Consider the following 20,914-nt stretch of genomic DNA (forward strand, 5'->3'; position numbering starts at 1 on the left):
GCGCCTATTTGCCGAGGATTTGCAGGATCATGCGCCGGTTTTCGCCGGAGGTTTTCCGGAACCGGCGCAGCAGTTCCATTTCCTCCTCTGAAAGTTGAATCCGGCTGATTTCACGCTCCAGTTCTTTCAGGGCCGTTGACAGGTCATCGCCCTGGCTGAACGCCAGGCCTGGCAACTCCAACTGGCCGGTGTCCCCGGCGTCGTCCAGATCCAGCAGGTCTTCCAGTGGGGTTTCCGTCTTCAGGCAAAAATCCAGTAACTCGGTGACACCCGGCCATGCCCGCTGCCTCGCATCAGTCGATTCCCAACTCACCACCCGCGCCTCGTCCACTCCGCACATTTCTGCCACGTCCCCGCACGACAACTGCCCGGCTTCCCGAATCTGCCGCAGGCGGCGGTTAAAGGTTTGCAGGTACCGCATAGGAGTGTTCTCTGCCGTGGTTAGTCTTGTGGCCTGATGGCACTTTCGGTGAATCAAACCGGAAATGTAACGTACATATAGCTTTACACACAATCTACCTATAATGAATCCATAAGCAACGGAAATAACTTGGTATGGCGGCAAAAGCACTGGATAAGAACACCGCATGGGAGTTGGTACTGGACGCAGTGAACCGCAGCAATGTGACACTCTCATTGCCGGGCAGTGACAAGCCAGCACTGGATATAGGCCAGAACGGCGAATGGGAACTTCGACTGCCAGCAGAGCTCGACGCACGCAACCTGCTGTCAGTTTTCCTGCCTCTGTGCTGCCCGGTTGCTCAAGGCTCGCGCTCGCGAGTTGTCGGCCAGATGGGGCAGAGTCTGGACGGACGTATCGCCACGGTGACCGGCGCTTCCAAGTTCATCAATGGCGAGGATGGCATTACCCACCTGCACCGCTTGCGGGCTGTGTCGGAAGCGGTCATTGTCGGCGCCGGAACCGCATCCACCGACAATCCCAGGCTGACAGTCCGCAAGACGTCCGGCATTAATCCGGTCCGGGTGGTGATTGATCGCAACCATCGGGTTCCGGACAGCCATCACCTGTTCAGCGACGAAGCATCCCCTACGCTCCGCCTCGTCGCAGGGGACTACCACGCCGGCGACAAGCTGACGCCCCGCCACGGCGTAACAGATGTGCCCTGCCTCGGGCAGAATGACACCACGGACCCTGCCCATATACTCGCGGTTCTCGCGGACTTTGGCCTTCGCAAGATTTTTGTGGAAGGCGGTGGGCTTACCGTGTCTGAATTCCTGAATGCGGACCTGCTCGACCGGCTGCATGTCATGGTCGCCCCCATGATCATCGGCAGTGGGCGCCCGGCATTTTCACTGCCGGAGATCAAGAAACTCGACAGCGCCCTGCGCCCGAAGGCCCAGATGGTGGACCTGGGCAGTGACATGCTGTTTGACCTGGATTTCACTCGTTCGACTGTCGACGAGTGAACACGAACAGCACGCCCGGAAGGCTCGACAACAGAACCGCCAACCCATAGCCGACACTGAGTGCAACGCCCTGCTCTGCCGGCATCCCAGCCATGGGCCAGAGCAATGCCGCAGCACCCTCGCGCACCCCCCAGCCTGCAACAGTGACCGGAATGGCCATGACCAGCAGCAGAAGGCTGCAAAGAGACGTCAGAACCAAAGCCATGTGCGGGTCACTCCAATAACCCGCGCCCAGAGCCAGCAATGAGAACACGGCCAGGTAACTGGCCACCACACCGGCGGAAGACACCAACTGGACACCCACGGCCGGCCACTCCAACAAGGCTTTGCGCAAGTCCCGCCGCAGCGTATGGACATAGTCTTTCGCGCGCTGCCAAATACTTGTAACCAATACCACTGTGGCCGTCAGGCCTGCCAGCAACAGCAGCGCCCGTTCGCCATATTCCGAGAGGGCTTCGAGCATTCCGTATCGGTACCAGACAAGCCAAACACCCAGGCTCAGCGCCACAGCTATCATCACCAGTTGCCCGGACATTCTCTCAATCATGACGGCGTGAGCGGACGCAAGGCGCTCACCGGAGTCGAGACTGTGACGCCAGGCCCGATTAACATCGCCCATCACCCCGCCAGGAAGCACCTGATTGAGAAAAGTGGCAAGGTAGTACTCCCGCACCGCAACAACCATGGGCAAGACCAGACCAAGTCGCCGTGCGGTGTAACGCCAGCGCCAGGCTGAAAGCACCACCTGTGCAACGGACACCACCATGGCTGCCAATAACGCCAGTAATGAGAACTGCGCCAGTTCCCGCCAGAGCACCGCCAGATCCAGGAAGTAGCCAGTGGCCAATAGCAACAGTAGGGTGAAACCCCAGCGCAGGTAACGGGTTCGGGACAGGCGTCGCACGTCAGGCAACACCTTCTCTGGCTGGCCGGGCAAACAAGTCCTCATGTTCCACGCGGATCGACAGGCTCTGCTCATCAGCCTGCTTCAGACGCAGGCCAAACCAGCGCTCGGCCCGCTGACGTTCGCACGGCGACTGCTGCATCACCGCGTCCCGCCAGCCCTCAAGCAAGGCGCGCTGAAGTGCGCTTTGAGCAGGCGTCAGGCGCCACGGGCTTGGTGCAACAGACACCTGGTAGTCACGCAATTCGAGCTGTTGCTTGAGGTAATTCGTCGCCGATGGCCCCAGCGCGGCACCAGCCCCCTTATCGTTGTGCTGGTGCTCGTTGACGGTCTCGCGTATCCAGTCGTCGTCCTGGTCTGCCGGCGACAGCTCGACATTCCCCGCGTAACTCAGAACGATAAACACGCCGGCATTGTGTCTGGTGGCGGCTACCGCCAATGCCTCTAGCCAGTCTTCCGACATCAGGTCTATCAGGGCCGAAGCTGTGATCAACCGGGTGCCATCCGGAATCTGCCCGGCAAGCCGCTTGGCGTTCAAGTGACAGGCATGGGTTTCCAGCGGGACATCAAGGTGTTGCAGTCTCTCTCCGGCAAGGGCAAGCAGGTGTTCGTCCTGGTCCAGTAGCACCCAGCGCTGGGGTACCGTCATGGCCGGCACAAGGTAACGGGCGTTGGAGCCAGTGCCGGTACCCAGATCCACCACCAGCAGTGGTGGTGCGTGATGACCGCTCAGAACGCCCGGGTGACAATAGTCCTGTTCCGCCCAAACCAGCACCTCCGAGAGCAGCCTCTTGTTACGAGCAAGGTGGTCTGCCGGCTCACGCAGTGCCAGCCAGTCGCTGTCGAAGGTGGTAGGGTCCGGTGGCGGCAGCAGGTCTTCCAGTGCCCGCTGGAAGTCAATGGCGGTACTCTGCCAGCTTCTCAGGGAGCGCGCCGCCTGCTGTGCCTGGGTAGCCGCCTCGCCAAGCGCGCCGGGGTTTGTCAGCCAAGCTTCCAGGCACGCCCGCAACCCTGCGACATCGCCGGCTGGATACTGCCGGACGCCAGGCCGCAGGCCTGTGGTGGAAAGGGCACCCCCATCCGTGGTGATCACCGGCAACCCCGCGGCAATCGCCTCATCAATCACCATTCCATACCCTTCGTAAACGGACGGCAGCACAAAAACATCCGCGTTACGATAGGCGCCGGCAAGCTCAACGTCGTCCAGCTCCCCCAAAAGACTGATCCGATGTTCAAGCCCCAGGTTCGCAATGATGCCGCGAAGCTCATGGGCATAGCGCTCGTCGCGATCCAACGAACCTGCCAGGGTGCAGTGCCATGAACAGTCCCGGAGATCACTTAACGCTTCAACCAGATGGTGCTGTGCCTTGCGCGGCGACAGATGGGCAACACAGAGCAGATGAATCGTGGGGCCCTGGGCTCTTGATGGCTGGGATTCAGCGCCAATACCGGCAATGGTGTCGGCGCCCGGCTCAACCACGCGGATGGCCGTGGCCGGTACGCTGTAGCCTTTCAGTCGGTGCGCGGTGTGGGCACTGGTCGTGATTACCCCGGCCACCTTTGACAGCGCCCGACGCTCTACCCGGAAAAGCCAATCCTGCAACTCTTGCGTCAGCCCCGTTTCATCCGCCAGGGCGTGGTGGACCAGCGACACAACCCGCAAACGGGATGCATGGTTGGCGATCACGTCCGGAAGCCCGCCCATGGCCAGGCCATCAAGTACCACCACCGAATCATCCGCAAGGGCGGCAAGCAACCTGTTCATGGATGCTTCCGCCATCCGGTCTGGCACCGGGAAGCTGCCACAGAGCCCGGAAACAAAGGCATCCACGCCGTTATCCCTGAGCCCTGCGACAACACGCTGAACGTACCGGTAGCCTCCGGTTTTCTGTTCAGGATCCCCCGGGACAACGAACAACACCGACGTTAATGGCTCAGAGTTCGCCATGGTAGCTGGCCCAGGCAATATGGGATTCGCCAAGGGTGACCTTCATCGAACACAGGCCTTTGCCGGTTTCACCCAGCCGGCCCTGGCGGATCGCCGCGGCCAGTCGGTCGAACACCGTCATCGCCATGAATTCGGTGGTGGTATTGCGATTGGCAAATTCCTCGATATCGTCCAGGTTCTTCATGTTGAACTCGGCAATCACCGACGACAACACCTCGGACGCCAGCCCGATATCGACGATCAGATCGTCGTTGTCGAGGGCTTCCCGCTCGAAGGAGACATCAACCACGTAGGTGGCGCCATGCAGGCCCTGGGCGGGGCCGAAAATGTCACCCTTAAAGCTGTGGGCGATCATCATGTGGTCTCTGACGGTAAGGCTGAACATGGGTTTTGGGTCCTCGATACGGATGATGGGAGTCAATTGTCGGGGTATACGATACGGTGGCAGAGAGTGTCGGAGGCCGTTCCGCCAGCTCTGTTTCCAGCAAGTGCCGGCATAACCTCCGGCAGCGATTCGAAGGTGGTTTCGCCGCTGATCAGGCAGTCCAGGACATCATCCCGCAACAGCTCCAGGGCCAGCACCATTCGATCCCGATGGCGCCAGCGTGGCCGCTGCTCAGGATGCAGGTTACCAACCTGGCTAGACCGTATCGTCAGCCGACGGGAATGGAATGCCCGGCCCAGGGATACCGGCACTGGCTGCTCGCCGTACCAGCTCATCTCAATAATTCGCGCTTCCTGTCCCGCCAGCGCAAGAGCGGTTTCAAGACCCGTTGGGTGGCCGCTGGCGTGGATGACCAAGTCATGATCGTCCTGTCGGCATTGGGTCTGGAAATCCAGCCCCAGGGTGTGCGCAACCGTTTTACGCTGTGGATTGGTGTCCACGGCGGTAACCCGGGTACCTGGTATGCGGCTGGCAAGCCACGCAACCAGCAGACCAACGACGCCAAGGCCAACCACTGCGACCCGCTCTCCCACTCGTGGTGAAGCATCCCACAGGCCGTTAACCGCGGTTTCCATGTTGGCGGCCAGCACTGCCCTGGATTCCGGAAGACCGGATGGAAGAGGTACCACGGCGGATGCAGGAACCTGGTAGTGCTCCTGATGAGGAAACAGGCAGAAAACCGACTGGCCAGTCAGGGCCTCGGGGCCCGAAACAACACGGCCTACGCTGGCATAACCATATTTGACCGGGAAGGGAAAATCGCCTTCCTGGCACGGGGCACGCATCGAATCGTATTCCGACGGTGGCACACGGTTGTTGAAAACCAATGACTCGGTTCCACGACTGACGCCCGAGTATAGCGCTCGCACAGACACCGCTGGACTGTCAGCGTCGGTCGCCGAACAATGATCGTAGGTTGCTGGGAGAATGGCCCCTTCCCCGGGCCCGGTCACCCAAAATGCGTTTGTCATATCGTCTGTTTCCTTACAGCGCACGTAACTCACTATAGTATACGCAGGCTATAGTACACGCGGCCTTGCCAGCTATAGTGCATACAGGCGCATCCATATTTTCAGTAAGGCCCTGTTACGACCGGATGCACGCTCAATCATACGCTGGGGTTTGATGATGGATTCCCACACTCACACGTTCCGCCTGCCCCTGGCTGCCGATCTTGCCTGGTCCGGCGGACTGACGGTGCTCATGGTGACCGCCGCTGGCATCGGATTCCACCCCCCTGCCAGCTTTTACGCGCTCGCCGTGTTGCTTTGCCTGGCAATTGCGGTGCCTGTTATTCGCTTCTGGCCCGCGGAACAGGACTTCGGTTGGGCCAATCGGGCAACCCTGGTACGCGCCTCCCTCGTCATACTCCTCATCAGCCTGGCGCCGTTCACTTCCGGGTTAGGGAACTGGCTGTGGTTGTTCGGGTCATTGTGTTTACTGGCGTTGATTCTTGACGGCGTGGATGGCGCAGTAGCAAGGGCCACCCGTTCAACAACGGCGTTCGGTGCCCGATTCGACATGGAACTGGATGCGCTGTTCATTCTCGGGCTGTGTGTTGCGGTCCTGGCCCAGGGCAAAGCCGGCCCATGGGTTCTCGCGTTGGGGCTGATGCGTTACGCCTTTGTGATCGCTGGCCACTGGTTTCGCTTCATGGACAGACCACTACCCGACAGCTTTCGACGCAAAACTGTCTGCGTATGGCAAATAGTCACCCTTATGGTTGCCATACTGCCCATTACGCCAACCGGTTTCGCAACCTCCACACTCGCTATCGCGCTGGTACTGCTCTGTTATTCATTTTTTACAGACCTGCGCTGGCTTTATCAAACAGGGAGAAAGACATGAAAACGTTCCTATCCACCGCTGTACTGACCGCCTCACTGGCATTGTCCGCCCCCGTTGCCATGGCGGAGCCGGAAACCTACATTATCGACGATGAACACTTCTCGATGTCGTTTGAGGTGAACCACATCGGCTATGCCCCGGTAATGGGCATGTTCCGGGATGTGGAAGGAAAGTTCGGCTACGACGAGGAGACTCAACAGCTCACCTCCGGCACACTGACGTTCAAAAGCAAAAGCGTCTTCACCAATCACGATAAACGGGATGGCCACCTGCGCAACGAGGATTTTCTCAACAGTGGAAAGTTCCCGGACATCACCTTTGAGATCACCAGTTTCGAAACCACCGGCGAAAACACCGGCATTGTGACCGGTGACCTGACCCTTCTGGGCAAAACCCGCCCGGTGGATGTTGATGTAACCCTTAACAAATCTGCCGACTACCCCATCGGGCACGAGGACTACACCCTCGGCATCACCGCCGAGACCACCATCAAGCGCAGCAATTGGGGTATGACCTACGGCATTGATCAGGATCTGGTGGGTGATGACGTTCGCCTCAGGTTCGGCCTCGAAGCTGTGAAAGAGTCCGACTGGTTATGAGGTAGTGTGAACAACATCACACCCTGGACACATTCTGTTACACATTCGGGCCATTTTTTTGCGCGAAGTCAGTTTGGCCCGTTATGTTAATACAACAACAAAAATAATGGCGTTCGCGCCATAGAATGCCTCCAACAAGGATCCAAAGATGCCACTGCGGTTGCTCTTGGCCCTAACGTTCGTTGTGTCCGGTGCCGTCGGCCTGGGATATCTACTGTCGACCGACAATACAGTCCGGTTCTCCTGGATAACCGGTGAGAGCGAAGGCAGGAGCCCGCCCCCTTCCGGAACAGACACCACCCGCTCCAAGCCCGGGCCGGCCGAATCGCCGACCACGGAAAAGCAGGAACCCTCTGAGAATGCGATCGGCTTCATGTTGGCCAGTGCTGCAGCCCAATACAGCCAGAACATCCGCTACCCGACCTACTCCATTCCAATCTCTGACGACCAGGCCAAGGCCTACGCCGGCAACCGTTTCGACCCTGTGGAGCTGCCGCTGGACGGGGGCGGACAATTTACCGTCACACTTGAGAAATACCGCTTCGTACAGGAAGAAGCCATTCTTGTGGCAGCGAGCATTACTGGCTCCCAGGTGGTAGGGCCAAGCCTGGACGCGACCCTGGAGTCCCCCGAGTCTCGCCAGGCGATTGCCAGTACTACACTCCAGAACGAGGCCGGTGCCCCCTACTATGAAGGCATCATTGAGGCCGACGCAGAGCCTGGCGAATATCGGTTGATCGTTGAGGCAACCATTGATGGCAAACCCGTACGCCACGTTTCAACCCTGACCATTGAGCCCGTCCTGGGAGAGTTTGACGGCCTGGGCGACCCAAAGGTGACCAACAACGACCTGATAATACCGGTTCATTTCGACGCCAAAGACCCCGGCTTCTATGCCCTCTCTGCCCAGCTCTACCACAACGGCCGCGCACTCGCGCAGCTGCAGGCGGAGAAGCGACTCGACGGAACCACCGACACCCTGGAGCTCAAAGCCCATGGCTCGGTGCTCGCCCATCGTGAGATTAGCGGTAACCTGGAACTGCGCAACCTGCAGATCCGTCGCCTGCCGGCCTCGCCCGGAGACCGCACCGACTATGGCTATGGCCCTGATGATGGCTACTCGTTTTCGCCACCGGACCTGGACGGATTGACCGACAGCCCGGCAGGTGACCCCGAATCAGAGCAACGTGCTGCGCTGCTGCAAAGGCTGGCAGACAAGTTCTGATACAACAATAAAACAAAGACGGAGCCTTTATGAAAACAAGAAAGAGAAGTGCCTGTAAGACCGCCCTTGCGGTGGCCATCGCCGGCGGCTTGTTCGCCGGCACCGCCCACGCCCAGCTTGCGGGCCACAACGTGATCCTGGTTCACGGCTTCCAGCAGGAAGACCTGGCCAATCCACCTGCCAACCTTAATGAGGTAAAAAGTGCTGGCGAGGACTACTGGCGTACCTTCTGGCTGTCCCGTTCCGACGCCCGTGTAGATTGGGGCAGCGATGGCCGTGTGGAGGGCAACATCGCCCAGCAGGCCTATCAGCAGCTACGTGACATCAGCCAGCAGGGGCTATGCAACGATTTCTGCATTGTGGTTTCCCATTCCACCGGTGACCTGGTTACCCGATATCTTCTGGAAAACCAGGCACGCTGGCTTCAGGCCGACGGACTGCAGCCGCTGAAAATACTCGCTGCGATCGACTACTCCGGTGCCGGCGGCGGTACGGAGCTGGCCGATCTGGCCCTGAACGTTGCCTACAACGACAGCTGGTACAACTGGCCACTCAAACAGGCGGTACGTGCCTTCACCGGCATCACCCCTGAGCCAGGCAGCCTTGGCGTGGTCAATGACCTGCAAACCAACACGGCACGCAACCTCGCCGTCAGTCCCAATAATATTCCGCGCCTGCGGTTTGTGGCCGGCGGCTCCTCCTACGGCGGCATCACCAAGCCGTTCATTGCCGGCACCGATGATGGCGTGGTACCAACCCACTCGGCCTGTGGCGCCACCACCAGCAACGGTATCGACTCCTGTAGCTCGAACCTGAGCCTGGCGGGCAAGGTGTCCAGCCAGAACGGGCCGTCGGACCTGTACTACAATCACTTTCCGATCCTGATGAACGAGGGTGCTTCCCACAGCGGCGTTCTGGGCTCGGAAACCGGCAATATTTCCGTCCCCGTAGTGAATGACACAACCCTCAATGGGCTGCGTGTCGATTTCGCCAGCCGCACCTACAACAAGCGCGCCTGGTGGCAGTGGTGGGGTTCCGGTGACCGATATGTTGAAGTACCCGGTTCGGACCAGACCGATATGTCGACACTGGTCTACAACACACTCAACAACTAAAAATACCAAGATGGACCCAACCGTCTGAAGGAGCACCAACCGGCTCATGGAAGAGCCATTCTTACCTGCCCGTGATAAACTCCGCCGCTGTCGCTCTAAAGCCTATCCACTCTATGGCGGTCTTGAATGCCCCTCTCGAACACTCATAAATCCGACCTGTTACTGGTGGTTGTCACCCTGATGGCAGCCATTAGCTGGATATTTTCCAAGGAAGCCGTATTACTGATGCCGCCGCTGATGTTCATGGCCCTTCGGTTCCTGTTGGCCGGTTCGGTACTGGCGGTCATAGCCTGGCCTTCGCTGAAACGGCTAAGCCTGGACCAATTCAAGCGCAGTGCTGGCGTGGGGCTGGTGTTCGGAGTGGCCATGAGCTTCTGGGTGATGGGGCTGTTTCACGTCACCCACATAGGTGAAGGCGCCTTCCTGACCAGCCTTGGCGTGGTCATCGTGCCAGTGATTGCCCGGGTGATCTTCCAGGAGGCACAGCCTTTGAGCACCTGGTTTGCAATTCCGGTCGCGGTGGGCGGGCTCGCGCTGCTGTCGCTCAAAAATGGATTCCGGCCAGAAATCGGTCAGGTTTTCTTCGTGGTGGCTGCGTTTATCTTTGCGCTGTATTTCACCCTTAACACCCGCGCGGCCAACCAGCGCACGGTGATCAACCACCGGGGAGAGTCCGTGGAAAAACACCGCGTCCCCGCCCTGCCCCTCACGACCATTGCGCTGCTCACCGTAGGCACCGTCACCTTGACCGAGTCAGTGCTGCTGGAACCCTGGACACCGACTCTCGAGAACTTCTCCGGCATTCTCGCCGGCTGGGTGATTGCCAGTGCCGTGGTAGGCACGGCAGGCCGCTTCCTGCTGCAGACCTATGCCCAAAGCCTGGCTACCCACAGCCACGGAGTTGTAATCCTTGTGTTGGAGCCGGTATGGGTCGCACTGTTCGCTGCAGGCTGGTTCAGCGAATCCATGTCCACCACACAACTCGCCGGTTGCGGCCTGATATTCCTCGCACTGCTGATCAATCGGTGGGGAGTGCTCAGCAAGGCCATAAAAGGCTGGGCCAGAAAGCAGAAAACCGCCTGAAAGAGGTTGACCACGCCCATCGGAATCAGTATATTTCCACCCCGTTGCAGGACATAGGACCATAGCTCAGTTGGTTAGAGCGCTGCCTTGACATGGCAGAGGTCGGCAGTTCAAATCTGCCTGGTCCTACCATTCCTGCGAACAAGAATATCAACTGAAAAAGCCACTCAGAGCGTAAGCCGAGTGGCTTTTTTTGTTTCTGCCGCTCTTCCTTCCACAAACAATCCAGCAAACGTTTGCAACGCTCTATCAGTTCCGGGTCGGCGCATCCATTACCTCACCAGAAACTGCCGCACAACTCTCTTGTTGACGAACAAGTGCGTAACGCCATAAAGCCGGTGCGACTATTGCAGTAAGTGAAATATTGAGAACTTCGTGCCGCCTTTTTGCTTGCCCCATCCCTTCTTTCAAGGCAACCTTAAAATAGATGAGAAATTAAACTATTCGATTGTGGGTTTTGCAGTCACTGAACCCTTAACACTGCAAAAATTCAGCAGGAGGAGCCATCATGGACGGATTCAGCAATAGAGCTACCGCGCTTTTCAATGGGCCGATCGGAGTCGTTCTTTTTTTGACCGCGCTTACGTCGCCAAGCCTTACGCTCGCGGCGACACTCACTGTTAACACCTCGGACGACGCCATTGCCGCCGATGGAATGTGCAGTCTGCGAGAGGCGATTATCAATGCCAACAACAATAATCAGACCGGCTCTGCCGACTGTATAGCTGGTGAGTCAGCGCTGCCAGACGTTATACGGTTTGCCGAGTCAATCAACTCTTCACCAATCGTTCTTTCTCTCACTGGCACTAACGAGAACGACGCAGAAACCGGAGACCTGGACATCTCAGCATCGTTAATCATCAAAGGCAATGGTGCTTCTTCTGAGACAGTCATCGACGGCAACAGTACCGATCGTGTTTTTGAAATTCGAAATGACGCTGACGTTCAATTGCTCGACCTTACCGTAACCAACGGCGGCAGCGTGACGTTGGGTGCGGGCATCTATGTGTCCAGTGGCAGACTGACCATGCAAGACGCCCGCGTTTCCTCAAACTTGATTGAAGTGAACTCCGGGTCTGGCTCTGGCGCTGGAATTCACTCTCTCGGCAATTTATTTCTGACAAGAGTCAGCATTCAAGCCAACGAAATCGATGCCTCAGAAACCGACACTGTGTTTGGCTATGGTGCAGGCATCTATGTAGGCAATGGTGGGACCCTTAGCTTGATCACCTCTGTAGTGGAGGACAACCTGATCACGACCGTCAACGGCAGCGCACACGGTGGCGGTCTTTATATCTACCCCAATGTGGGGGCCACCACAGGCGTCAGCAGCTCAGTCTTTTCGGGCAATCAGGTGATTGTAAACGGTACGGGTGCAGCGTCAGGAGGGGGCATTTATCATCGCGCCGGAAACCTGGGCATCGCACGGGGTGTGTTTGTAAATAATCGTGTTACAAAAACGAGCTCCGGCGGTTCTTCCGCCACTGGTGGTGCCATTGCAGCCATAGACCCCCTGTCAATGAGCAACAGCACCATATCGGGTAATCGGGTCGAGGGCATTGACTATGCCGGAGGTGGAGGACTCTTGGCCACCGACTCTGCCGTATTGACTAACGTGACCATTACGCAAAATGCCATTCAAGCAGATCCGACGGTCTTTGCCGACGGTGGCGGCGTAAGAATCATCCTCGGCGGCCTGGACATGACCAATTCGATCATTGCGGGGAACACCTCAACCAGTGAGTCACCGGATTGCAGCGGCAACATCGTCTCCAGCGGCTACAACCTGATTGGAAACAATGCGGACTGCACCTACACGGCTGGCACGGGAGATATTGTCGGCGACGTGAACGGTGGCGGCGCTGCCGTTAACCCGATTCTGGGCACCTTGGCCGCCAATGGTGGCGAGATCTCAATTGGTGACGACCTGGTGCCCATGCTGACCCACGCTCCCCAGCCTGGCAGCCCCGCCATCGATTCGGGCGATCCACTTGCCCCGGGCAGCGTTGGGACATGCTCTTCGATAGACCAACTTGGATTCGGACGCGCGATTGATGGAGATGGCGACGGAGTGGAAATCTGCGATATAGGCGCCGTGGAATTCAGAGAAGAACTCATTCAAGACACAGGGAGTGGTGGCGGTAGCTCAGACAGCGAATCAGGCGGTGGCAGCGGCGGAGGTGGTGCGCTGTCACCGTTTCTTATGCTGGCAGGACTTTTAGTCGCGATAAGGCGCCGGTTCAGCCGGGCTCACACCTGATAAAAGTCCCGATACCAATCCACGAAATTGGCAATGCCGTCCTCCACCGTGGTGGACGGCTTGTAGCCCACATCTTCAATCAGGTCATCCACATTGGCGTAGGTAGCCGGCACGTCACCGGGTTGTAGGGGCAGCAGGTTCTTCTCGGCCTTTTTACCAACGCGCTCTTCGATGATCTCAATAAACCGGGACAACTCCACCGGATTGTTGCTACCGATGTTATACAGTCGATATGGCGCCTTGCTGGTGCCGGGGTCTGGCGTTTCACCACTCCACTGCGGGTTGGGGGTGGCGACACTGTCCAGGGTCCGGATAACGCCTTCCACAATATCGTCAATGTAGGTGAAGTCGCGCCTGTGGTGCCCATGATTGAACACATCAATGGGTTCACCGGCCAGGATCTTCTTGGTGAAGATGAACAGCGCCATATCCGGTCGGCCCCATGGGCCATAGACGGTGAAGAAGCGCAGGCCGGTGGTGGGCATGTTGTAAAGGTGGCTGTAGGTGTGGGCCATCAGCTCGTTGGCTTTCTTGGAGGCCGCATACAGACTCAGGGGGTGGTCCACGTTGTCGTGGATGGAGAACGGCATGGTTTCATTCGCGCCGTAGACGGAGCTGCTGGAGGCGTACACCAGGTGCTTCACATCATTGTGACGACAACCTTCCAGGATGTTGGTGAAACCCACCAAATTGGCATCGATGTAGGCATGAGGATTCTCCAGGGAGTACCGCACGCCCGCCTGGGCCGCCAGGTGAACCACACGCTCTGGCTTGTGCTCTCGGAACAGGGCCTCCATGGCGGGCCTGTCGGCCACGTCCTTACGAACCTCGGTGAATCCTGGTTTACAGGTCAGGCGCTCAAGCCGCGCTTCCTTCAAAGTGGGGTCGTAGTAATCGTTGACGTTATCTACGCCGATTACTTCATCACCTCGGTCAAGCAGCCGATGCGCCAGATGGGAGCCAATGAAGCCCGCCGTGCCCGTAACCAGAATTTTCAACGTGTTCTCTCCTGTTCCTTCAGAACGTCAGCCCGGCACTTACAAACGGGCCACCGAGTTCGATGTCCAGACGGTCATCGCTGTCTTCGTAATCAATGCTGATCTGACGATAGCCGGCGCGCAGCTGTAACAACGACAGTTCGTATTGGCCGTAAGCGTTGTAGTCATAGATGGAATCGCCGTCGAAGCTGATGAGGTTGGCCTCGCCACCGACGGAAACACCGGTAAAGGGAAGATCAAAGCGGGCAGCCAGATAACCCATCGGAATCACGCCGTCGACCTCAGTCTTACTGACCTGGCCATTGGTGGCCTGCTCACGGACAATCAGTTCGCCATCCAGATTGCGGGCGGTCACGCCCAGATCCAGATTGGCCCAGTTGTCGAGCACTTCGTAATACAGGGTGACGTCAAACTGACTCAGGTCCAAATCCGAATCGACGTCGCCGGACACTAGGTCAAATTGCGTGGACACTTCGCCACTACCGCTTTGTTCAATGCGGGTGTAATTCAGGCGCACGTTGGGCAATACCGGCACCGGGTGCTCGAGGTAGGCACTCAGGTTGGCATTGGTGTCGCTTTCCAGGTCAAGGTCGTTTTCGACGTCGACCACGTCGTTGTTTTTGCCGGCTTTGCCCGAGAGGTCAGAATCCCAGTAGCTGACATTGGCGCCCACACCAACCACATCAGCGGTTGCGACTGGGGCGGCGATGACCAAAGAGCCGCCGATGGCAAGAATCAGTTTACGCATAGTGCACCTGTTTTCTGGTTGTTGTACCTGACTGATCAGTCGAAACGGATGCCGAGACGACGACCAACCTCTTCGTAGGTCTCAATCACATCGCCCAGTCCCTGACGAAAACGGTCCTTATCCATCTTCTTTCGGGTTTCCCTGTCCCAGATACGGCAGCCGTCAGGGCTGAATTCGTCACCCAGGACAATCTGGCCACCCGAACGACCAAATTCCAGCTTGTAATCCACCAGCAGCATGCCGGCTTCCTCAAACAGCGCCTTCAGTACGTCATTTACCTGATAGGTCAGTTCTTTCATTCTGGCAAGCTCGTCTGCTTTCGCCCAGCCAAAACTGACCGCCAGTGACTCATTGACCATGGGATCATGCATGGCGTCGTTCTTCAGGAACAGTTCAAAGGTGGGCGGGTTCAGCGTCAGCCCTTCCTCGACACCCAACCTGCGGCACAGACTGCCAGCGGAGATGTTACGAACCACGCATTCAACCGGAATCATATCCAGCTTCTTGACCAGCGATTCCGTGCCGGAAAGCAGGCCCTCAAAGTGCGTGGGAACGCCGGCCGCTTCCAGTTTTTCCATGATGAAGGCATTAAAGCGGTTGTTCACCATGCCCTTGCGGTTGAGCTGCTCTTTCTTCTCGCCGTCAAAAGCCGACGTATCGTCGCGAAAGACCATCACAAACCGGTCGGGGTCGTCGGTACGGTATACGGATTTGGCCTTGCCCGCGTAAAGCTCTTCACGCTTTTCCATGTCAGATCTCCGGACGTGCCCGCTCGGTGCAGGCACTGCTTGCATTAGTAAAGATATTCGAACAGTTCTGAAAGCAGCTCGGTCGAGCGATTCTCACCATCGTAACTCTCGGCGATGGCGGTGGAAACGACAATGTCGCCGTCGCGTTCCTCAAGCCGTATATCAAACGAATGTACCGGTTCCGGGGCGTCGGAGAACCAGCTGAACCATCCCGGCTCGCGCTCGGATTCCGGCCGGAAATCCACAAAGAAATACCCGTCTTCACGGTTCAGGTCGATCACCGGTATGCCCGCGTCATCCACCGCTCGGCGAACCTCCGCCCAAGCCCGGCCGTAATCCAGGCTCATTACAATTTCCCTGGGCGTTTCGTCGTCCGATACCAACTTGACCAGGGGTTCGCTGGCCATGCCCAATGCCGCACGGGAGTAAGACTTACTGTCTTCCCGGTTGCGTAAATACTGGGCCAGGTCTTCGAGCAGCTTCCGACTGGTATCGAGTTGCTCGCGGCTACGGGTGTCCCCACCGCCCCAAGCCATCAGTTCGTTCGGGTCATCAGCAACTTCGAAGGAACGGAATTGCACTTCCGTGGTTTTACGGCGTACACCGGGTGCAACACGGGCCTGGACCACCACTTTCGCTTCTGGTCCGTCGGGGTTGTCCGGCAGCCCCAGCAATCCCCTCGCCTGCTTGCTGAAGTTAACCAACTCACTCTGCATCAGGCCGAGCTGGGGGCTGTCGTACGCCACACCAAGGCCGTTCTCATTCATGTAGGAGGTGACTGCAGGCCAAAGGCGACCTGGAACATCATTCACCAGCAGCCATATCTGGCCATCCAGTTCCTCAACCAGATAATTTTCGTCAAGGATATCGGAGGTCATATCCGGCGGCCTGGGTATGCTTCCCCGATACATACGGCCCGAGTCGGCAGCGGTCGCTTCGCGTATCGGCATGATCTGACCAAACTCGCCTTCATCCGCCGTTTCCGGCAGTTTCAGAGGCGTGCCTTCCGAGGCATTGACATAGCGCTCTGAGCGGTCTTCGATCAAGCTACAGCCTGACAGGGCCATAACAAACATCAGGCCCGCCAGGGGCCTGATGCATTTTTCGGTTTTTTTGATTTCTGTCCTGAACCTAAACGCCATCAGGCGACTCCAGTTACGATAGATGGTACAGCCTGACTCAGAGTACGCCAGAGGCTTTCAGTGCGTCTTCCACTTCGCCGTGGAACCTGTCACTCAGAGGGGTGAGCGGAAGGCGAATGCCCTCCCCGATCATACCCATATGATAGAGAGCCCACTTCACGGGGATGGGATTGGCCTCGAGGAAAAGTTTGCGGTTCAGAGGCATGAGCAACTCGTTAAGCCGCTCAGTTTCCTCCTCATTTCCGGCGATGGCGGCTTCGCACAACGCAGCCATGCCCTTGGGCGCCACGTTGGCGGTAACGGAGACGTTGCCTTTGGCGCCGGCAAGCATCAGTCCGGCGGCCGTCGCGTCGTCGCCAGAGTAGACCACCAGGCGGCCTCTAACGGCTTCAACCAGCTCTGCACCACGGGGAATATTGCCGGTTGCATCCTTGATGCCGATGATGTTCGGAATATCTGCCAGGCGCTCAACGGTCTCGTTCAGCATGTCGCACGCCGTTCGGCCGGGAACGTTGTAGAGAATCTGATCGACCGGGACAGCCTCGGCAATGGTCTTGAAGTGCTGGTAGAGCCCTTCCTGGGTCGGCTTGTTGTAGTACGGGACGACAAGCAGACAGGCATCGGCACCCAGCTTGTGAGCCTCTTCGGTCAGCTCTATGGCTTCACGAGTACTGTTACCGCCGGTACCGGCAATCACAGGAATGCGGCCATTGACGCGTTTTATGATATGCCCCACCACCCGCATGTGCTCTTCCGGGTCCAGCGTGGCGGATTCACCCGTCGTTCCAACGGCCACGATACCGTGCGTTCCGTTGTCGAGATGAAAGTCCACCAGCTTATCAAGGTGCTCCCAATGAACGCTGCCATCGGAATGCATGGGCGTGACCAGTGCGACAAGGCTCCCCGTAATCATAAAAACTCCGTACGAATAAAAACGATATGGTAATGTTGGGCACCCACTGACACAAGGGAATTAAAGGAGATGTCATGTCAGCACCCGAACTGAACCGTCCTGTTGATGATTTTGAGGCCCCGGCTACCGGAGATCAAACCATTCGTTTATCGGACCTGAAAGGCCAGAATGTGGTGGTCTATTTCTACCCCAAGGACAACACCCCCGGATGCACCACTGAAGGTCAGGATTTCCGCGATCGGCACGACCAGTTTGAAGCACTCGATACGGTTATTTTGGGCGTGTCACGTGACGGCCTGAAAGCCCACGACAACTTCCGCGAAAAGCAGGCATTTCCCTTCCACCTGATTTCCGACAAGGACGAAGCCCTCTGCCAACAGTTCGATGTCATCAAGCTGAAGAAGCTCTATGGCAAGGAATATATGGGCATTGACCGCAGCACCTTCCTGATCGACAAGGACGGGGTCCTTCGCAGGGAGTGGCGAGGCGTGAAAGTACCAGGCCACGTTGACGAAGTGCTGGAGGCCGTCAGGAGTCTTTAAGACTCCTTTGGCAACGTCTCTGCCTGCCCGTACTTGACCGGCCATGCCGAGAAGATCGCCTTGAGCATGGTCGCCAGCGGTATGGCGAAGAACACACCCCACAAACCCCAGATGCCACCAAAGAACAACACAGCCACGATGATGGCGACAGGGTGCAGATTATTCACTTCCGAGAACAGGATGGGAACCAGAACGTTGCCATCCAGCGCCTGGATCACACCGTACACCACCATGACCCAGATAAACTGGCTGCCCCACCCGAAGGCGAACAAGGCGATCATGGCGACCGGAATGGTGACAACAGCCGCCCCGATATAGGGAATCACCACGCTCAGACCCACCATCAGTGACAGCAGGGCCGCATAGGGCATACCCAGAACCTTGAAGGCCACGTAGGTGATACCTCCAACGATCAGTATCTCCACCGCCTTTCCCCGCACGTAGTTGGCACACTGAAGATTCACTTCATGCCATATCCGGACCATCATCGGGCGTTGGGATGGCAGCATGCGAGCGATCGCACCCAGTAGCACCCGGCGGTCCTTGAGGAAGAAGAATACGAGAATCGGCAGCAACACCATGTAGATCAGCAGCGCCACCAGATCCGGAATGCTTTCCAGTGAAAAGGACACCAGCCATTGGGTCATGCGGCCGGCTTCGGTGGTTACCTGATTGTAGATGGTGTTGATGCCTTCCATGGATATCAGCGTTGGATACTGCTCAGGAAGCACTTCAAGATAGGACTGCATCTCTCTGAAAATACGAGGCGCTTCGCCCGCCAGCCCGGTCACCTGGGTCCAGATCAGAGGTAACAGCCCGAACAGGACGCCAATCAACAGCCCCAGGAAGACAAAGAACACGCCTATGATGGATACGATTTCCGGAATTCCGAGCCGATTAAGCTTGGTGACCAGCCCCTGGAGGATAAAGGCAACAATAACCGCCGCAATCGCGGGCGCCAGCATGGAGCCGAAAAAAATGATGAAGACGACGCCTGCCAGTATCAGCAGGAAAAGAATGACGGCTTCTTCATCTGAAAAGTATTTGTGGGCGAGACCACGTAAAATTCTGATCATCAACGACTCCGGAGGGTCATTACTACGGGCTTAACCGCCGCACTTTATCACAAAGGTGAAACAGCCACCCTGTTCGGATGTGCGGACCAGCTCATGACTCGACAGTTCGAGGAACGCAGGAATATCCCTTGCAGAACCGGCGTCTGTGGCGATAACTTCAAGTTCCTGGCCGGGAGACATGCTGTTGAGTTCGAGCTTGGTTTTCAATAGCGGCATCGGACAGCGCAGGCCCGATGCGTCCAGTGTTCGATCAGCCATGGCGATAAGGCATCCGTATGTTCAAAACAGGAGCCGGCATTATGCCCACAGTGGTACTGTATTGCACCTCAATCGTAACAGACGAACCCCGAAAGAACTTTCGGTGGCACAATGCTGTCAGAGAGAACCCCATGACAACGGACATCGCCTATTCATGACTGTAACAAACCGCCGCCGAACTCAACGGCCAGGCACCCTGGCATCCGCCTTTGCCCTGGCGTTTTCACTGACGGTCAGCCAGGCCTCGGCACAATCGTCGGATAGCACACTCCCGTCCATTGGTGGCGCCGGTGGTGGGCTTATCTCTGAGCGCCAGGAAACGGATATCGGGCGTCAAGTGATGACATCCATCCGGCGATCCGCCCCTCAGATCACCGATGCCCTGGTCCAGGACTACCTGAACTCGATCATTTATCGCCTCGTACCCTCGGCACCTCTGAGTAGCAGCGACCTCACGCTGGCGATCATCGACAGCCCCGACATCAATGCCTTTGCGGTCCCCGGCAATGTCGTCGGCGTTAATGGCGGCCTGTTCCTGAATGCCGAGAGTGAGCAACAGTTTGCCTCGGTTCTGGCCCACGAACTGGCGCACCTGAGCCAGCGCCATTTCGCCAGGCGCCTGGAGCAACAGGAAACCAGCGCCCCGTTGACCATTGCCGGCATGATCGCCGGCATCATCCTCTCAGCGGTTACCCAGTCGGATGTCGGCATAGCGGCCATCGCAGGCACCCAGGCACTGGCAGTACAGAATATGTTGGCTTATAGCCGGGCCCATGAACAGGAAGCTGACCGGGTTGGCATGGACATACTGGCCAGCTCCGGCATGGACCCGAGAGGGATGCCGGAAATGTTCGAGATCATGATGCGACAGAACCGCCTGCAGGGAAACCGGGTTCCGGAGTACCTGTCCACCCACCCGCTGACGCAGAATCGTGTATCCGACACCCGCAACCGCGCCGAACAATACCCTCGCAGGGATGTGGCCGATGCCCAGGAGTATCATCTGGTTCGATCCCGGCTTCAGGTTCGATACGCAAAGTCCGCAGACATCGCTGTGGAAACGTTCAAGGACTACCTGAACCGTTCGGACACCGAAAAGCCGGATGCCATTCGCTACGGCCTGGCGGTGGCGTTGCTGAGAAATGGAAACCAGAGTGAGGCGATTATTGAGCTTGAAAGGCTGCTCGATGGAACACCGGGGCGCATCACCTATCAGGTGACACTCGCAGAGGCGCTGATTGAGCAGGACAAGCTCAACGAAGCTCGCAGCCTGCTTTCCGAAGCCCTTGCAAGGAACCCCGGCAACTACCCGATTACCGACATGCTCGCACACCTGGAAACCGCGGCGGGTAACGGCGAACGTGCCGCCGAATACCTCCACAGACTGACGCGGGAACTGCCGAAGAAAGAGCATCTCTGGCTGAGGCTGGCGGAAGCCGAAGGGTTGGCGCGCAACATCGTTGGGGTGCACCGGGCGAGGGCCGAATACGATATCCTGATGGGCGACCTTGAGGCAGCCCAGCGCCAGTTGCGGCAGGCCCAGGAAAGACTCCCCGCCGGAGCGCCATTGCGCCAAATCGTGACCGAACGATTGTCGCAGGTGTCAGAGCGGCTGAACCAGCGCCGCAGCTGA

Annotated in this window: 21 protein-coding genes and 1 tRNA gene; 10 read left to right on the forward strand and 12 right to left on the reverse strand. The window is 57.7% G+C overall.

What is annotated here, in order from left to right:
- Positions 1-4: 4 nt before the first annotated feature.
- Positions 5-421 carry a helix-turn-helix domain-containing protein gene (locus tag AXW11_RS04695; protein ID WP_036205391.1) on the reverse strand — a complete coding sequence of 139 codons (417 nt, stop codon included), beginning with the start codon at positions 419-421 and terminating at the stop codon, positions 5-7.
- Positions 422-555: 134 nt separating this feature from the next.
- Here AXW11_RS04695 and AXW11_RS04700 point away from each other — a divergent pair, with 134 nt between their 5' ends.
- Positions 556-1,428: a RibD family protein gene (locus tag AXW11_RS04700; protein WP_091641275.1), complete on the forward strand. Its 873-nt coding sequence runs from the start codon at positions 556-558 to the stop codon at positions 1,426-1,428.
- On the opposite strand, the gene AXW11_RS04705 is transcribed toward AXW11_RS04700, so the two are convergent.
- The 4 genes from AXW11_RS04705 to AXW11_RS04720 are packed head-to-tail and all read right to left on the reverse strand — an operon-like array spanning position 1,403 to position 5,696.
- Positions 1,403-2,365 (reverse strand): lysylphosphatidylglycerol synthase transmembrane domain-containing protein, encoded by a 963-nt coding sequence (locus tag AXW11_RS04705; RefSeq protein ID WP_091641277.1) that lies wholly within the window; start codon positions 2,363-2,365, stop codon positions 1,403-1,405. The two genes, AXW11_RS04700 and AXW11_RS04705, sit on opposite strands and share 26 nt — an antisense overlap.
- Entirely contained in the window at positions 2,334-4,280 is a 1,947-nt protein-coding gene (locus tag AXW11_RS04710) for a glycosyltransferase (RefSeq protein ID WP_091641280.1), read from the reverse strand. The genes AXW11_RS04705 and AXW11_RS04710 overlap by 32 nt, the downstream gene beginning before the upstream one ends.
- Complete coding sequence (locus tag AXW11_RS04715) at positions 4,267-4,665, reverse strand: 6-pyruvoyl trahydropterin synthase family protein (protein ID WP_036205386.1); 399 nt, start codon at positions 4,663-4,665, stop codon at positions 4,267-4,269. Before AXW11_RS04715 ends, AXW11_RS04710 begins: the two co-directional genes overlap by 14 nt.
- 32 nt (positions 4,666-4,697) lie before the next feature.
- On the reverse strand, positions 4,698-5,696 hold the full coding sequence (locus tag AXW11_RS04720; RefSeq protein WP_091641282.1) for a zinc-dependent alcohol dehydrogenase: 999 nt from the start codon (positions 5,694-5,696) through the stop codon (positions 4,698-4,700).
- A gap of 157 nt (positions 5,697-5,853) precedes the next feature.
- Between AXW11_RS04720 and AXW11_RS04725 the strand changes: the two genes are divergently transcribed.
- The 7 genes from AXW11_RS04725 (at position 5,854) to AXW11_RS04755 (ending at position 12,855) form a co-directional block, all read left to right on the forward strand.
- Complete coding sequence (locus tag AXW11_RS04725; RefSeq protein WP_228209728.1) at positions 5,854-6,573, forward strand: CDP-alcohol phosphatidyltransferase family protein; 720 nt, start codon at positions 5,854-5,856, stop codon at positions 6,571-6,573.
- The gene (locus AXW11_RS04730; protein ID WP_091641288.1) at positions 6,570-7,172 is read left to right on the forward strand and encodes a YceI family protein; all 603 of its coding nucleotides are present in this window, start codon (positions 6,570-6,572) and stop codon (positions 7,170-7,172) included. The genes AXW11_RS04725 and AXW11_RS04730 overlap by 4 nt, the downstream gene beginning before the upstream one ends.
- A gap of 148 nt (positions 7,173-7,320) precedes the next feature.
- Entirely contained in the window at positions 7,321-8,397 is a 1,077-nt protein-coding gene (locus AXW11_RS04735; RefSeq protein ID WP_091641290.1) for a hypothetical protein, read from the forward strand.
- A gap of 29 nt (positions 8,398-8,426) precedes the next feature.
- Positions 8,427-9,512: a hypothetical protein gene (locus AXW11_RS04740; RefSeq protein ID WP_036205381.1), complete on the forward strand. Its 1,086-nt coding sequence runs from the start codon at positions 8,427-8,429 to the stop codon at positions 9,510-9,512.
- 126 nt (positions 9,513-9,638) lie between these two features.
- Positions 9,639-10,595, forward strand: coding sequence for a DMT family transporter (locus AXW11_RS04745; RefSeq protein ID WP_091641293.1), 957 nt, complete (start codon positions 9,639-9,641; stop codon positions 10,593-10,595).
- A gap of 55 nt (positions 10,596-10,650) precedes the next feature.
- Positions 10,651-10,727, forward strand: a tRNA-Val gene (locus AXW11_RS04750).
- Positions 10,728-11,103: 376 nt separating this feature from the next.
- The gene (locus AXW11_RS04755) at positions 11,104-12,855 is read left to right on the forward strand and encodes a choice-of-anchor Q domain-containing protein (RefSeq protein WP_091641296.1); all 1,752 of its coding nucleotides are present in this window, start codon (positions 11,104-11,106) and stop codon (positions 12,853-12,855) included.
- Here AXW11_RS04755 and AXW11_RS04760 read toward each other — a convergent pair.
- From AXW11_RS04760 to dapA, 5 genes are read right to left on the reverse strand one after another with little or no spacing between them, the layout of a single operon-like run.
- Entirely contained in the window at positions 12,846-13,853 is a 1,008-nt protein-coding gene (locus tag AXW11_RS04760; protein ID WP_091641300.1) for an NAD-dependent epimerase, read from the reverse strand. The genes AXW11_RS04755 and AXW11_RS04760 overlap by 10 nt on opposite strands.
- 19 nt (positions 13,854-13,872) lie before the next feature.
- Complete coding sequence (locus tag AXW11_RS04765) at positions 13,873-14,601, reverse strand: TIGR04219 family outer membrane beta-barrel protein (RefSeq protein WP_075196199.1); 729 nt, start codon at positions 14,599-14,601, stop codon at positions 13,873-13,875.
- Positions 14,602-14,636: 35 nt separating this feature from the next.
- Positions 14,637-15,350: a phosphoribosylaminoimidazolesuccinocarboxamide synthase gene (purC, locus tag AXW11_RS04770; RefSeq protein WP_036205376.1), complete on the reverse strand. Its 714-nt coding sequence runs from the start codon at positions 15,348-15,350 to the stop codon at positions 14,637-14,639.
- Positions 15,351-15,394: 44 nt separating this feature from the next.
- A complete protein-coding gene (locus AXW11_RS04775) occupies positions 15,395-16,492 on the reverse strand; it encodes an NlpB/DapX family lipoprotein (protein WP_041334314.1) in 1,098 nt (365 codons plus the stop codon).
- Positions 16,493-16,529: 37 nt separating this feature from the next.
- A complete protein-coding gene (gene dapA / locus AXW11_RS04780) occupies positions 16,530-17,405 on the reverse strand; it encodes a 4-hydroxy-tetrahydrodipicolinate synthase (protein WP_036205374.1) in 876 nt (291 codons plus the stop codon).
- A gap of 74 nt (positions 17,406-17,479) precedes the next feature.
- On the opposite strand from dapA, the gene AXW11_RS04785 reads away from it, so the two are divergent.
- On the forward strand, positions 17,480-17,947 hold the full coding sequence (locus tag AXW11_RS04785; protein ID WP_041334312.1) for a peroxiredoxin: 468 nt from the start codon (positions 17,480-17,482) through the stop codon (positions 17,945-17,947).
- Here AXW11_RS04785 and AXW11_RS04790 read toward each other — a convergent pair.
- The gene (locus AXW11_RS04790) at positions 17,944-19,023 is read right to left on the reverse strand and encodes an AI-2E family transporter (RefSeq protein WP_036205372.1); all 1,080 of its coding nucleotides are present in this window, start codon (positions 19,021-19,023) and stop codon (positions 17,944-17,946) included. The two genes, AXW11_RS04785 and AXW11_RS04790, sit on opposite strands and share 4 nt — an antisense overlap.
- Positions 19,024-19,053: 30 nt before the next feature.
- Positions 19,054-19,281: a sulfurtransferase TusA family protein gene (locus tag AXW11_RS04795; RefSeq protein ID WP_036205371.1), complete on the reverse strand. Its 228-nt coding sequence runs from the start codon at positions 19,279-19,281 to the stop codon at positions 19,054-19,056.
- Positions 19,282-19,435: 154 nt separating this feature from the next.
- On the opposite strand from AXW11_RS04795, the gene AXW11_RS04800 reads away from it, so the two are divergent.
- Entirely contained in the window at positions 19,436-20,914 is a 1,479-nt protein-coding gene (locus AXW11_RS04800; protein ID WP_036205369.1) for a M48 family metalloprotease, read from the forward strand.

The sequence above is a fragment of the Marinobacter sp. Hex_13 genome, assembly GCF_001566815.1.
GTDB classification, from domain to species: domain Bacteria; phylum Pseudomonadota; class Gammaproteobacteria; order Pseudomonadales; family Oleiphilaceae; genus Marinobacter; species Marinobacter salarius.

Coding starts and splice junctions, on each gene's coding strand:
- AXW11_RS04755 (WP_091641296.1), top strand. CDS start 11,104: ATGGACGGATTCAGCAATAGAGCTACCGCGCTTTTCAATGGGCCGATC.
- AXW11_RS04710 (WP_091641280.1), bottom strand. CDS start 4,280: ATGGCGAACTCTGAGCCATTAACGTCGGTGTTGTTCGTTGTCCCGGGG.
- AXW11_RS04765 (WP_075196199.1), bottom strand. CDS start 14,601: ATGCGTAAACTGATTCTTGCCATCGGCGGCTCTTTGGTCATCGCCGCC.
- AXW11_RS04740 (WP_036205381.1), top strand. CDS start 8,427: ATGAAAACAAGAAAGAGAAGTGCCTGTAAGACCGCCCTTGCGGTGGCC.
- AXW11_RS04730 (WP_091641288.1), top strand. CDS start 6,570: ATGAAAACGTTCCTATCCACCGCTGTACTGACCGCCTCACTGGCATTG.
- AXW11_RS04790 (WP_036205372.1), bottom strand. CDS start 19,023: ATGATCAGAATTTTACGTGGTCTCGCCCACAAATACTTTTCAGATGAA.
- AXW11_RS04785 (WP_041334312.1), top strand. CDS start 17,480: ATGTCAGCACCCGAACTGAACCGTCCTGTTGATGATTTTGAGGCCCCG.
- purC (WP_036205376.1), bottom strand. CDS start 15,350: ATGGAAAAGCGTGAAGAGCTTTACGCGGGCAAGGCCAAATCCGTATAC.
- dapA (WP_036205374.1), bottom strand. CDS start 17,405: ATGATTACGGGGAGCCTTGTCGCACTGGTCACGCCCATGCATTCCGAT.
- AXW11_RS04700 (WP_091641275.1), top strand. CDS start 556: ATGGCGGCAAAAGCACTGGATAAGAACACCGCATGGGAGTTGGTACTG.
- AXW11_RS04695 (WP_036205391.1), bottom strand. CDS start 421: ATGCGGTACCTGCAAACCTTTAACCGCCGCCTGCGGCAGATTCGGGAA.
- AXW11_RS04735 (WP_091641290.1), top strand. CDS start 7,321: ATGCCACTGCGGTTGCTCTTGGCCCTAACGTTCGTTGTGTCCGGTGCC.
- AXW11_RS04745 (WP_091641293.1), top strand. CDS start 9,639: ATGCCCCTCTCGAACACTCATAAATCCGACCTGTTACTGGTGGTTGTC.
- AXW11_RS04720 (WP_091641282.1), bottom strand. CDS start 5,696: ATGACAAACGCATTTTGGGTGACCGGGCCCGGGGAAGGGGCCATTCTC.
- AXW11_RS04775 (WP_041334314.1), bottom strand. CDS start 16,492: ATGGCGTTTAGGTTCAGGACAGAAATCAAAAAAACCGAAAAATGCATC.
- AXW11_RS04715 (WP_036205386.1), bottom strand. CDS start 4,665: ATGTTCAGCCTTACCGTCAGAGACCACATGATGATCGCCCACAGCTTT.
- AXW11_RS04725 (WP_228209728.1), top strand. CDS start 5,854: ATGGATTCCCACACTCACACGTTCCGCCTGCCCCTGGCTGCCGATCTT.
- AXW11_RS04795 (WP_036205371.1), bottom strand. CDS start 19,281: ATGGCTGATCGAACACTGGACGCATCGGGCCTGCGCTGTCCGATGCCG.
- AXW11_RS04800 (WP_036205369.1), top strand. CDS start 19,436: ATGACTGTAACAAACCGCCGCCGAACTCAACGGCCAGGCACCCTGGCA.